Source organism: Xylocopilactobacillus apis (genome assembly GCF_033095965.1).
In the GTDB taxonomy this organism is placed as follows: Bacteria; Bacillota; Bacilli; order Lactobacillales; family Lactobacillaceae; genus Xylocopilactobacillus; species Xylocopilactobacillus apis.
The window spans coordinates 1,031,327-1,043,747 of record NZ_AP026801.1 but is presented as its reverse complement, the minus strand read 5'-3'; the positions used below and the strand labels follow the sequence as shown (position 1 = coordinate 1,043,747).

Genomic DNA, 12,421 nt, shown 5'->3' with positions numbered 1-12,421 from the left:
TAATATGCCAAGTCGAAAATCAGAAAAAAGCTTAAATAAATTTGAAAGACGGCAACAGGATAATAAGACCGTTAAACATATTTCGGCTTGGATCATCGGAATTTTAGCTACTGTAATCGTCATAACGGGAGTTATGTTTTATAAGTATGTGGAAACTTCACTTAAACCAGTCAACCCAGAAAGTTCAAAGGTTATTAAAGTTAAGATTCCTGTTGGATCCACTAATAAGGACATTGCTCATCTTTTAGAGCAAAAAAGAATAATTAAAAGTGCGACGGTTTTTAATATTTATGTAAAAACTAATAATGTTTCGGATTTTAAAGCTGGAATATACGAGTTCAGACAATCAGATACGATTAAGCAGATTTCTAGTAAATTACAAGAAGGTGGGAAACCTCTAAACACAAAAGAAGAAACTGGCAAAATTATGATCCCTGAGGGATTGAACATTTCTTCAATTGAAAAAGAAATTGTCAAAAAAAGTCATTTTTCAAAATCTGAATTAGAAAAACTTTTTAAGGATGAAAAGTTCTTTAATTCTTTAGTTAAAAAGTATCCCGCGTTGTTAAAATCAGCACAACAGTCAAAAAATGTCCGTTATCGTTTAGAAGGGTACCTTTATCCAGCAACTTATACTGTTTATAAGGGAATGACTGCCAAAGATTTAATCGAACAAATGGTTGAAAAAACAAATTCAATACTTAGTTATTATAATTACTTTACTGAAATAAAAAATAAAGGATATACTGTCCAACAATTTTTGACCTTAGCGTCATTAGTAGAAAAAGAAGGAATCACTGAAAAAGATCGGAGAATGATTGCAGGAGTATTTATGAATCGAATGGATGTTGGGATGCCTTTACAAACTGATATTTCAGTCATGTATGCATTAAATACTCATAAAACTCATTTAACAAATAAAGATACATCAGTGGAATCACCATACAACTTATACAAGAACTCAGGTTATGGACCAGGTCCATTTTGTTCACCAAGTTTGAGTTCTATGAAAGCCGTTTTAAATCCACTTGACCGAGATAAAAAATATATGTATTTCGTAGCTGATCTTAAAACTAAAAAAGTTTATTATAGCCGGACTTACGATGAACAAATTCAAAAACAAGAAGAAACAGGAAATTAATTTAGGAGCAATATTATGGAACCAAAAACTTACCCAATGACCAAAGAAGGTAAAAAGAAACTCGAAGAAGAGTTAGAAAATTTAAAACAGGTTAAACGGCCAGAAATAATTAATCGAATTAAAATTGCTCGAAGTTATGGAGATTTATCTGAAAATTCTGAATATTCTTCGGCTAAAGATGAACAGAGTACATTAGAATCTAGAATTTCTACGTTAGAAAATATGTTAAGATTTGCTAAAATTGTTGAACCGGGAGAATTAGAGAAGAATACCGTTGGAATTGGAAAAACAGTTGAATTTTTTAATATAACAGATGATGATACGGAAACTTATAAAATTGTTAGTTCAGTAGAAGCAGATCCTTTTAAAAATAAAATTTCTGTAGAATCACCAATTGCTGCTGCGCTAAATGGTAAAAAAGTGAATGATGAAGTGTCAATTGAAACTCCCGGTGGGATTATTAAAGTTAAAATAACCAAGGTAAAATAATTTTTGAAACAAGACATTCAGTATAAAAAAATAAAGCTGAGAAAAGATAAATTACCAAATGGTTTGGAGATTACGAAAAATACTCTTTCAAGTCCACCAATTGGAAATACTTTTTATTGGGATGATTTAAACTTACTTTTTTTTAGAGGTAACTATATTCTTGATCTTGGAGATACGATTCTTCCCTCAAATGCAGTAATGGCTGTTAGGTGTTTTTGGGGTAAAGTCAGAATAATTGTCCCAGTTGGAGTCGGAGTTTTCGTTGACTATGCTGCTTATAGAGGCAATTTTATTTTTGAACAAAATAAAGTTGCTTTAAAAAATGAAAGAGTTCGCTATAAGAAGCCTAAAACTGATGAATTTCCTCAACGAATTAATATTTATGTAAATTCATTTATCAGTACATTGGAGATTGTTCTAGGATGAGATCAAAAAGAAAAATTTACTTGGTTATCTCAATTGTTTTGGGTTTGATCCTTTATACGATTGGTTTGCTTTATTTATTTCCTTATTCTTTAAAAGATAATATTTTAAAACAAATCATAAATTTAAAGTCATTTTGGGTTGTACCAGGATGGCTTATTCTGTATTTAATAATATTTATTTTTGCAATGTTAATTTACTCTTTGTTTTTAATTGCACGAAGAATTGAATTTTCTCGTGTTGAAAGCGAACTAGCAGCAATTCTTGATGAATCAAAAAAACCTTCAAAAAACCAAATTGATCCCGAATTATATCCAATTATTCTTTTGTTATACCAAAGAATTAAAGAATTAGAAGGAGAAATTCAAAGTTTAACAATAACTCCTAATTTAGTAGAAAATGAAACAAAGGAGCAAATTCTTGAAAACGAAAGAAAAAGAATAGCTCGTGAGTTACATGATTCAGTTTCACAAGATCTTTTTGCGGGAATGATGATGACCAGTGCATTAGAAAAACAAATCAAGAATAATAAAGTTGATCTATCGCAAGTAGGCTCTAAATTAAATGTTGTTTCAACTGCAATTAGCGAGGCCCAAAACGAAATGCGAGCTTTACTTTTACATTTAAGACCATTAGCTCTTGAAGATAAAACATTGCGTCAAGGGATAATTCATTTGATAAACGATCTTGAAACAAAAGTAAAAGCAAGAATATATTTTGATGTTGATGAAATAAATTTAAATCGTAATATTGAAGATAATATTTTTAGAATTATCCAGGAAATTATTTCTAATATTTTACGACATGCGAAAGCTGATCAAATTTCCATTTATTTGAAACAGAATCAATATAACGTTATTTTGCGGGTTGAAGATAACGGGGTTGGTTTTGACATTTCAAAGAAAAACAATCGGAGTTATGGATTAAAAAATTTACAAGAAAGAGCGGCTTCAATTGGGGGAATTTTTAAAATGGTGTCATTAAAAGATCAGGGAACGAGTATCACAGTAAAAATTCCAATTATTAAGAGAGAAAAAGAATGATTAAAGTTTTAATTGTAGATGATCATGCAATGGTTCGAATGGGAATCTCTGCATATTTAGAAGTAGAATCAGATATTGAAGTTGTTGGAATGGCGACTAATGGTTTAGAGGCGATTGATAAAGCTAAAAGTTTAAAGCCTGACGTTATTTTAATGGACCTCGTAATGCCGGAATTGGATGGGGTTGAAGCTTCTAAGAAAATTCTTAAAAATAATCCAAAGCAAAAAATCATTATTCTTACAAGTTTTATTGACGACGAGTTGGTTTATCCGGCAATTAGAGCAGGGGCAACAAGTTATATTTTAAAAACCGGTAGTGCAGATGAAATTGTTGAAGCTATCCACAAAGCCATCATGGGTAAATCAGTTTTTGAAGAAGAAGTTGCAAGTAAAATTAAAAATAATCCTGATAAACTTCAGGAAAAGGAACTATTTGAAACTTTAACAAATCGTGAATTAGAAGTTTTAAGACTGATTGGAGAGGGAAAGACCAACAAAGAAATTGGGGATGAATTATTTATTTCTTTAAAGACTGTCAAAACTCATGTTTCCAATATTTTAAACAAATTAGATGTTCAAGATCGAACTCAAGCTACAATTTATGCTTTTAAACACGGACTTGTAAAATAATAATTACTTAGAAAAAACAACTTTTTTTATTTTTCGAACTTGTTCATGAATACTACTTGAACTTGAAAATATTAAATCTTCATTACCAATAAGATCATCTTCAATCCACCATCTTTTCATTTGTTCTAATGCAAAACTTTCTTTTTTTGTTTTATTTCTTTTAATACATTCGTCAAAGGTCAAGTTAAAGTAGCAGGTTGTGACTTTTTTACCATAATTAGCTTGGACTTTTTTTATCCATTCTCCATAGACACTAGTTTTTAAAATTCCTTCTAAAATTATTTGTTTAACATTTTCTTCACCCCAGATAAGCAATTGATCCATCAGTGAAATTGAAAGATTATGTGAAATATCAGGCTCATCAAGAAGCTGTTTACGGATAAGATCTTGGTTAATTAATAATGTTGAATTACTGAAACTTTTTTTAAGTGCATCTGCAGTAGTAGTTTTACCGCTACCAGAATTTCCACGAATAATAATAAGTTTTGTCATTAATTAAGCCTCCAAATTAAGTTTATCAAAAATCAAAATTTCTTTAAATTTACTATTTTTATTAGAATGATTATAATTAAAATATAAATTAAAAGGAGTTAAAGTATGAAAGTTATAGTAATTGGTTCATCTCACGGTGGATTCGAAGCCGTTCAAGAATTATTACAAGATTATCCAAATGCAGAAATTCAATGGTATGAAAAAGGAGATTTTATTTCTTTTCTTTCTTGCGGAATGCAGCTTTATTTAGAAGGTCTTGTCAAAGATGTTAACAGTGTTCGATATGCAACAAAAGAGGGAATGGAAAAAAAGGGTGTTCACGTTTTTGTTAAACAAGAAATTACTGAAATAAATCCTTCTCAACATCAAGTAACGGTTCGTAATTTAAATGACGACTCTACTAGAACTGAAAGTTATGATAAGTTAATCATTAGCACAGGAGCAATACCTTCTAAACTCCCTGTAGCTGGTAATGATTTAGAAAATATCTATTTTATGCGCGGTCGCGATTGGGCAATGAAGCTCAAAAGAGCAACTGTTGAACCGAATATTAGAAATGTTGTTGTTATTGGGTCAGGATATATTGGAATTGAGGCTGCAGAGGCATTTGCTAAAGCTGGAAAAAATGTAACCGTTATCGATATTTTGCCTAGAATTTTAGGTACCTATTTAGATTCAGAATTTACAGATGTTTTGGCTCCAGAACTTGAAAAACATAATGTTAATCTTGCTTTAGGTCAATCTGTGCAAAAGTTTGAAGGGGAAAATGGTACTGTAAAACAAGTTATTACTGATAAGGGTAGCTTTGATGCAGATCTAGTAATTGAAGCAGCAGGAGTTAAACCTAACACGCAGTGGTTAGAAAATACGCTTGAATTAAATCCCGACCATACGATAAAAACCGATGCCTATCAAAGAACCAGTGCAGAAGATATTTTTGCAGTAGGTGATGCAACGTTAGTAACTTTTGCCCCTACAGATCAACCTGCAAAAATTGCTTTAGCAACAAACAGTAGACGTCAAGGAAGGTTTGCAGTTAAGAATCTTGAAAAGGAAACAATTCCAACACCACCTGTTTCTGGATCTTCTGCTTTGTCAGTTTTTAAATATCATTTTGCTTCAACTGGCATTAAAGATGCGACTGCTGGCAGCTATGGAATTAAAACTGAGTCTGTTTATGTTGAAGACACTTGGCGACCAGCTTTTGTACCAGAAGATCATAATGCTAAAGTTCAGTTTAAGTTAACTTATTCTCCAGAAGACGGAAGAATATTAGGAGCTCAGATTATGTCAACTGCTGACGTGACTGCAAATATTAACACGATCTCTTTGGCAATTGAAAAACATGTAACCGTTGATGAATTAGCTTATACTGATTTCTTTTTCCAACCAGGTTTTGATCGCCCGTGGAACATAATGAATGTAGCGGCTCAAAAAGCTCAATTAAAAATGAAAAATAAATAGTTAATTTTAAAAAAACAGCGAAGTCAAAAATTAAAACTTCGCTGTTTTTATTGTGAATTAAGGCCACAAGAATTTCATTAAAATCTGATCTACTTCTTTGTTTTCGTGTAGTCTGCTGTGTTGACCTTCTGGACCAACTATTTTCTTTTCTTGATACGATAAAGCTCTTTTATTAAGCAAATATTTTAAAGATTGAGAAGAAGAGTTGGTGACATCATCATCTGAATGGGTGCCATTATTTTTATCTCCAAAAATATTTAAAACTTTTATCTGTTTATACGGATATTTATTTCTTAAACCAAGTAAATCTTGATAATTTTTATTTATTTTATCAGGACGTCCTTCTGAATTTAATTTAATTTGATTTGGTTTATCATCGATCCCAATAATTCCATTAAAGTGACCTGCAATATCAACTTGATGAAGTACTTTTGGCAATTTATGATTGTTATAGTTATCAAGTAAATAGTAAACTATTGCCATATTTCCCATTGAATGACCTACAAGATTTACATTCTTGATATGATATGTTTGTTGTAATTTTTCAATCACGTTTTTTAACCATCTACCATTTTGATGGTAATCACCACTGCTTTTATTATCCTCAAAACCAACTTCAACAAGCGGATTTTTAGCATCTGACGGAATCTGACCGACCAGCTTTACTTTTCCTTTAGAATCTACTAAAGCTTGCGTAACACTGTTAGAAATTTTTGCATTTTGAATCGAATTAGTCATTTGGTGCTCAGCATTAATACTACTTCCCCAACCATGAATAAATAGCGTTGGAGTAGATTTAACTACAGCCGAATTGTTACTTTTGGAACTGCACCCAGTAATAATAAAAAGTAAAAAAAGCAGTGAAAGAACAATTGAAAAATGTTTTTTCTTAGTCATCGCTCCTCCTTTTGAATGAATTTGATTTTACTTGAATCAAGTTCTTTATCATCTTGAATTATTTCATTAATATGGTTAGCTTTAATAACTCCGCTGATTGGATTTTTTACACTAATGATGTCTGAAACAATTTCTGCATCAATGTCAGAACAATATTCAAATGCTAAATCCGTTTCTAATAAAGAACAATTTCTCATTTTTAAATGCTTGATATAACACAACCCTTGATTACTTTCGATTGTACAGTTAATTAAAGTTAGGTTTTCAGTGTTCCAACTTAAATATTCTCCATTAATCGTGCAGTTTTCTAATTTAACGTTTTTACAATTCCAAAAAGCATCTTTTGACATAAATGTACAGTTATGGGCTTCGATGTTTGACGCTCCATCGAAAGCATAATTTCCAACTAATTGAAAATTATCAAGCACTATTTCTTTACTATTCATTCCAAAATAATCTCCGCGTGCCTGAACATCTTTTACGTTTATCTGATCACAATTCCAAATAGTTTCTGCTGCATCAGCAAAGTAAACATTTTCTAAATCGACATTACGACATCTTCTAAATAGTTTCGGAGCTTCAAGTGTGCTATTGGTTACTTTTATATCGTTTGTGTACCAAATTCCTGAACGAGACATTTTTTCGAAAATGGAGTGATTAACTTTGACATCAGAGCTATACCAAAGTGGATATTTCCATTTAAAAATAGTATTAGAAATCGATAAATGACTTGACTCTTTTAAAGGAGATTCTCCCATTCCAAAAGTAACATTTTGAATCATTGCATTTTTGACTCCGAACAATGAACGTTCACCAGTATAAGTTTTTTCTTGATATGTTGTCATAAATAATTCCTTAATCTATATTAATTTTTTTGAGCAGATAGCTTAATAATGACAATAACACCTAAAGTTAACTTTAAGTCAAGCTGTTAAAATACCATCTATATCGATTGTAAAAGGGAAGCTCCACGATGTTAAATACTTATTACACATTATTCATTATAGTAATTAGGCATAATGCTTCTTTTTAGGATGGCGATGTTTCAATAATAAAAATATTAAAAAAATGATTAAAGTTGTGACACTAATAATTAATCCTAAGCCAAAAAAAGGGGGATATATTCAATTTTTATTGAATGTTTTCCGGTTGAAAGCTTAATTGCAATAAAATTTTTAAATGCTTTATTTATTCTAACTTTTTTCCCATCAACAAATGCATTCCACCCTTTTGCATAAGGAATACTGTAAAACAAAGTATTTTCTTTTTTTTGTTTCACATCGATGTTTCCAATAATTTTATTAGATGTATGATTGATTATTTTTAGTTGACTATTCTGCAAATGATTATTTTGAATTAAAAACTTTGTTGTGTCCATAAAATAAAAGCTTAAATCGTATAGATTAATTTTGTTAGCGTTAATATCCAATTCATAGTTAACAACTTTATTCTTTTGATTTTGAAAAATTGATTGGACAATTGTATTCTGGATTGTTTGATCTTGTTCAATAACTTTACCGTTGACTGAATACTTCACCTTATTATCCGAAAGATCACCGTTTAAAGACACGTAGTATGGATCGTTAGTTTTAGGAGTCAAAGAAATAATTATTTTTGCTGGTTTCAATCGATTAATTTTAGTATAAGTGTCAAAACTGTTTGTTCTTTTTTCTTTTAAATTAATCAATTTTTCAGTGTAGGAATAAAAGGGTAAAAACAAATCTTGATAGTTTTTATTAGAAGAGAAACTATTATAAATCGAATTATAATTCATAATCGGATTAATCAAAGCTAAATCTGTTTTTAAAACTTTGTCAGAGACTAAAAATCCATTTGTCAAAACGTAAGGATTTTCTTTTATTGAAATTTCATGATCATTAAAAAAATTACCATAATTTTGGATGTCCGAACGGGTACCAATCGGCTTAAAAACATTTTTATTATGCGAATTGGAATTTAAAAAATATTTGATCCCTAAAAAAGAATCTGTAAAAACATTACCATTTCCATAAATTACATCACCTTCAGATTGAGGTTGGCCTAATTGAGCATATAAATTACTAGTTTTTGGCTCTAACATACTATTAAATTGGTCCGTTCCGTTAAAATCTAGAAGCATCGCATCATTATTAGTTCTTTCAAAAGACTTCCCAATTCGGTAAAAGTCATGATCTTTATTTTTGATCTTATTTAAAGTATGCTCAGAACTTTTAACATATCGAGCATACTCAGAATGAGAAATAAATCCAATCCTACTTAAGGAAACATAAGCATTAACTATTACTTCAAAAATTATTAAAAAAGGGGTTATTTTTTTTAAAATCGGATACTGGTTAATTATTCCCCCAAGTAAGGTAATAGAAATAATAAAGAAAATAGCAGTTAAAGAAATTATAATGTAATTAAGGTAAGATATTTTAGTTCGATAAAAAAGAGAAGCGTAAGTGATTGTAATAAATAGAATGCTTGGAATAATCAATTGATTAATTTTTATTTCTTTAATGTATTCAAAAGAATTCAATCCTAAAATTAAAAGCCAAAATATAAAAATATATGAAAATCGGTATGGATACCAAACTGGAAATTGAAAACCATGCCACAGTAAATCTAGTGGTTCAAAACACATTGAAAAAATCATGAACAATGTAATTAAAAGTGCAGAAAATCGACATCGTAAGGGGATTTTTTTGATAAAGAAATATAATATAGCAACTGCTAAAATAAGACTAGGGATAAAAATATTTGGATAACCGCTAGAAATGGCGTCAAAATTGTAGGCCCCAATATTAAATTTGGTTATCATTTTTAGGGGAGAATATTCAAATTTCCAGTGAATCTGTTTAATTGTGTATGATCCTTTGCTTTGGGTCAGTTGAAAAAATGTTGGAAGAAGAATCATTGCTGCCAATAAGCCAGAAATTAAAGATCCAATAAAAAATTTAACTGTTTTATTTAAGAGTTCTTTAAAAGTATGATAATTTATAGTAGAGAGATAAATAAAATAAAGAACTGCAAAAATACAGATCATATATCCCATATAATAATTTATGATCAATATGGCTGCTAAAGTAAAAACATAAAGATTTATTTTTCCTTTTTGAAATATTTTAAAAATTCCTAATGCAATTAACGGTAAAAGATAACCTGCATCAAGCCACATTAAATTAAATTGATTTGCGATGAAAAATCCGCTGAGAGAATAACTAATACTTACGGGAATCAAAATTTTTTTAGAAACTTTAGTGGTCTTTGATCCAAAATAATAAAATGATGAAGACATTAATCCATATTTAAGTAAAGTAATAATGAGTACCGCAACATCAAGATTTTCTTTAGAAAAGAACAAAAAAATTAGATTTAGTGGACTTAGGAGATAGTAACTCCATACCCCCAACATATCTCCGCCGATATCTTTAGAAAAAGAATAAAAAAAGCTTGAAGGATGATGAAGTAATGTATCATGAAAAAGTCCAAAGAAATCAATATACTGCTGGCCTAAATCGACAGTCATGATAGTATTATTACCAAACGGATGAACTCCGATTGCAATAAAATAAATCATCATTAAAATGATGGGAGTAAAAAAAGTAATAAGAATTTTTCTTTTTTGAGTTAATTTTATTGAGATTTTTTTCAAAAGTTTAGTTTCCATTAGATAATCATAACAATTAATAATTAGAGGCATTATATTTCGTGAAAAATAAGAAACGTTTAAATAATAACCAAGTTCAAGATAAATCGCGAATCCCATTTCGATTAAACTTGCTTTTTTTTATAGTTTTTGTTTTATTTGCTATCTTAGTATTTAAGTTAGGAGATGTCCAACTTCAGCATGGTAAGGAATATCAAAGTGAAATTGATCAAACTAAGCTTTTATCGCTATCAACTCCTGTTCAAAGGGGCCTAATTTATGATTCTCGTGGTCACGTTTTATCAGGCAACAAGGCTACCAATGCAATAATGTACACTAGAGGGCTCGAAGTTAAAAAAAGCGAGATGTACGATACTGCAGTTAAATTGGCTAAGTATATTTCAATTGATCCTACTTATCTAGACTCTAAAAATTTAAACAAGTGGGATCGAGCAGAATTTTATTTGGCAGATAAAAACAATAACAAATCAATGCTGGCCCAAATGCCAAAGGAATTTAAACTTGATAAAAAGGGAAATTCGTTAAGCAGTGCAGAAATAGATCGAAATTTAGTAAACTTTACAATTAATCAAAAAATAAATTTAAGCAGCCAGCAAAAAAAAGAAGCTGCCATTTTTAAAAGTATGGAAGCCGCCTACCAGCTTTCAACTGTTTATATTAAAACCAATGGTTTAACAGACCGTGAACTTGCTGAAGTCAATGAACATTTATTAGAATTACCAGGAATTAGTGTTGGACCATATTGGATTAGAGAAAACACTACAAATCCAACTATTTCAGGCGTATTAGGTTCAGTTACATCTAATAAGCAGGGTTTACCTGCAGATGATATAAATAGTCTTTTAGCTCAAGGATATGCTCGAAATGATAGTGTTGGGACAAGTTATTTAGAACAAGGTTATGAAAATATTTTAAAAGGATCAAAAAAAGTTTCTCAAATTGAACTTTCAACTAATAATAAAATACTTTCGCAAAAAACTATCTATTCAGGTCAAATGGGTGGAAGTTTAAATTTAACAATTAACTCTCAATTTCAAAATGACGTTAGTTATATTGTTAAAAGTGTTTTAGAATCAACTGTTGCTGGAGGATATGCGGGAAAGAATGACGGTGCTTATGCCGTAGTAATGAATCCTAAAACAGGTGCTATTTATGCGATGGCTGGTGTTAATCGTGATATTCAAACTGGAGAAATAACCTATAATCCTCTGGGAGCAATAAATAAATCATACGTCATGGGATCTTCTGTCAAAGCTGCCATGGTAATGGGGGGCTAATGAATGGCTCCATCTCAACAAATAACAGCTTAATATCTGATACGTCTGTTAAATTGCCGGGAACCCGTTCTAAAGGTTCTGTATATCCTGAAGGGACGTTCAGTGCATTAACGGCCGCTCAAGCCTTAGAAGTATCATCAAATATCTATATGATGAGATTGGCTATGAAAGAATCCAATGCCGATTATGTACCTAATATTTCGATGACCGCAGATAAAAATTCATTTGATCGATTAAGAAAGTATTTTAATGAATTTGGCTTAGGTATAAGAACTGGGATTGATTTACCTGGTGAGACAACGGGTCTGGTTGGTACTAGTTTCAATGAAGAGGGTAATCTTTTAACAGGATCTCTACTTGACCTTTCTTATGGAAATTATGATTCCTACACCACTCTTCAGATGGCACAGTATATTTCAACAATTGCAAATAACGGATATAGAATGAAGCCTTACATTGTTCAATCAATCCAACAAATTGATAATGATGGATCAAAGGGGCAAATTATATATTCAAACAAGCCAACTATCCTTAACAAGGTTAATGCCACTCAAAGTGATTTTGATCTTGTTAAAACTGGTCTGCACGACGTGGTATATGGATCAGGAATCGCTAGTATTGATGGTTGGAGAACGGGAACAGCAATGATGGATTTGCCTTTTGAAGTTGCTGCTAAAACTGGAACTTCTGAATCTGTTGCTGCTGATGGGTCTCCCGTACTTAATGAAAGTTTAGTAACATTTGCGCCGGCAAAAGATCCTCAAGTGGCCATTGCAATTGTATTTCCTGGTTTAAATAATGTTTCATATCAAAGCTTACCAACAGTACCCGTTCCAATTCAAATGGCAAATAAAATTTATTCTTTATATAGCAAGTATTACCCAAATGGAGTAAATTAAAAAACCTTTTTTGCT

The 12,421-nt window shown here is 30.7% G+C and carries 12 protein-coding genes; 8 read left to right on the top strand and 4 right to left on the bottom strand.

Going from position 1 to position 12,421, the window contains the following annotated elements; all coding sequences use genetic code 11:
* Positions 1–4: 4 nt before the first annotated feature.
* From mltG to R8749_RS04940, 5 genes are read left to right on the top strand one after another with little or no spacing between them, the layout of a single operon-like run.
* Entirely contained in the window at positions 5–1,141 is a 1,137-nt protein-coding gene (mltG, locus tag R8749_RS04960) for an endolytic transglycosylase MltG (protein ID WP_425613221.1), read from the top strand.
* 15 nt (positions 1,142–1,156) lie between these two features.
* On the top strand, positions 1,157–1,630 hold the full coding sequence (gene greA / locus R8749_RS04955) for a transcription elongation factor GreA (RefSeq protein WP_317698363.1): 474 nt from the start codon (positions 1,157–1,159) through the stop codon (positions 1,628–1,630).
* 3 nt (positions 1,631–1,633) lie between these two features.
* Positions 1,634–2,056 carry a cell wall-active antibiotics response protein LiaF gene (gene liaF, locus R8749_RS04950; RefSeq protein ID WP_317698362.1) on the top strand — a complete coding sequence of 141 codons (423 nt, stop codon included), beginning with the start codon at positions 1,634–1,636 and terminating at the stop codon, positions 2,054–2,056.
* Positions 2,053–3,096, top strand: coding sequence for a sensor histidine kinase (locus R8749_RS04945; RefSeq protein WP_317698361.1), 1,044 nt, complete (start codon positions 2,053–2,055; stop codon positions 3,094–3,096). The genes liaF and R8749_RS04945 overlap by 4 nt, the downstream gene beginning before the upstream one ends.
* On the top strand, positions 3,093–3,725 hold the full coding sequence (locus tag R8749_RS04940; protein WP_317698359.1) for a response regulator transcription factor: 633 nt from the start codon (positions 3,093–3,095) through the stop codon (positions 3,723–3,725). The genes R8749_RS04945 and R8749_RS04940 overlap by 4 nt, the downstream gene beginning before the upstream one ends.
* Positions 3,726–3,728: 3 nt before the next feature.
* Here the strand turns inward: R8749_RS04940 and R8749_RS04935 are convergent, their stop codons facing one another.
* The gene (locus R8749_RS04935; RefSeq protein WP_317698357.1) at positions 3,729–4,217 is read right to left on the bottom strand and encodes a zeta toxin family protein; all 489 of its coding nucleotides are present in this window, start codon (positions 4,215–4,217) and stop codon (positions 3,729–3,731) included.
* Between the two features lie 105 nt (positions 4,218–4,322).
* Between R8749_RS04935 and R8749_RS04930 the strand changes: the two genes are divergently transcribed.
* On the top strand, positions 4,323–5,681 hold the full coding sequence (locus tag R8749_RS04930; RefSeq protein ID WP_317698355.1) for an FAD-dependent oxidoreductase: 1,359 nt from the start codon (positions 4,323–4,325) through the stop codon (positions 5,679–5,681).
* Between the two features lie 57 nt (positions 5,682–5,738).
* Here the strand turns inward: R8749_RS04930 and R8749_RS04925 are convergent, their stop codons facing one another.
* The 3 genes from R8749_RS04925 to R8749_RS04915 all read right to left on the bottom strand — a co-directional run bounded on the left by R8749_RS04925 (position 5,739) and on the right by R8749_RS04915 (position 10,215).
* On the bottom strand, positions 5,739–6,578 hold the full coding sequence (locus tag R8749_RS04925) for an alpha/beta hydrolase (RefSeq protein WP_317698354.1): 840 nt from the start codon (positions 6,576–6,578) through the stop codon (positions 5,739–5,741).
* Positions 6,575–7,423 (bottom strand): DUF3737 family protein, encoded by an 849-nt coding sequence (locus tag R8749_RS04920; protein WP_317698353.1) that lies wholly within the window; start codon positions 7,421–7,423, stop codon positions 6,575–6,577. The genes R8749_RS04925 and R8749_RS04920 overlap by 4 nt, the downstream gene beginning before the upstream one ends.
* Positions 7,424–7,677: 254 nt before the next feature.
* Entirely contained in the window at positions 7,678–10,215 is a 2,538-nt protein-coding gene (locus R8749_RS04915) for a YfhO family protein (protein WP_317698351.1), read from the bottom strand.
* A gap of 56 nt (positions 10,216–10,271) precedes the next feature.
* Here R8749_RS04915 and R8749_RS10730 point away from each other — a divergent pair, with 56 nt between their 5' ends.
* Together R8749_RS10730 and R8749_RS10725 are read left to right on the top strand one after the other, a co-directional pair.
* Positions 10,272–11,507: a penicillin-binding transpeptidase domain-containing protein gene (locus R8749_RS10730; protein ID WP_331678475.1), complete on the top strand. Its 1,236-nt coding sequence runs from the start codon at positions 10,272–10,274 to the stop codon at positions 11,505–11,507.
* On the top strand, positions 11,507–12,406 hold the full coding sequence (locus R8749_RS10725; protein WP_331678474.1) for a penicillin-binding transpeptidase domain-containing protein: 900 nt from the start codon (positions 11,507–11,509) through the stop codon (positions 12,404–12,406). The genes R8749_RS10730 and R8749_RS10725 overlap by 1 nt, the downstream gene beginning before the upstream one ends.
* Positions 12,407–12,421 lie beyond the last annotated feature (15 nt).

Bases quoted from the DNA above. Each gene is read 5' to 3' on its own strand.
- mltG (WP_425613221.1), top strand. From the start codon at position 5: ATGCCAAGTCGAAAATCAGAAAAAAGCTTAAATAAATTTGAAAGACGG.
- greA (WP_317698363.1), top strand. From the start codon at position 1,157: ATGGAACCAAAAACTTACCCAATGACCAAAGAAGGTAAAAAGAAACTC.
- R8749_RS04945 (WP_317698361.1), top strand. From the start codon at position 2,053: ATGAGATCAAAAAGAAAAATTTACTTGGTTATCTCAATTGTTTTGGGT.
- R8749_RS04940 (WP_317698359.1), top strand. From the start codon at position 3,093: ATGATTAAAGTTTTAATTGTAGATGATCATGCAATGGTTCGAATGGGA.
- R8749_RS04935 (WP_317698357.1), bottom strand. From the start codon at position 4,217: ATGACAAAACTTATTATTATTCGTGGAAATTCTGGTAGCGGTAAAACT.
- R8749_RS04930 (WP_317698355.1), top strand. From the start codon at position 4,323: ATGAAAGTTATAGTAATTGGTTCATCTCACGGTGGATTCGAAGCCGTT.
- R8749_RS04925 (WP_317698354.1), bottom strand. From the start codon at position 6,578: ATGACTAAGAAAAAACATTTTTCAATTGTTCTTTCACTGCTTTTTTTA.
- R8749_RS04920 (WP_317698353.1), bottom strand. From the start codon at position 7,423: ATGACAACATATCAAGAAAAAACTTATACTGGTGAACGTTCATTGTTC.
- R8749_RS10725 (WP_331678474.1), top strand. From the start codon at position 11,507: ATGAATGGCTCCATCTCAACAAATAACAGCTTAATATCTGATACGTCT.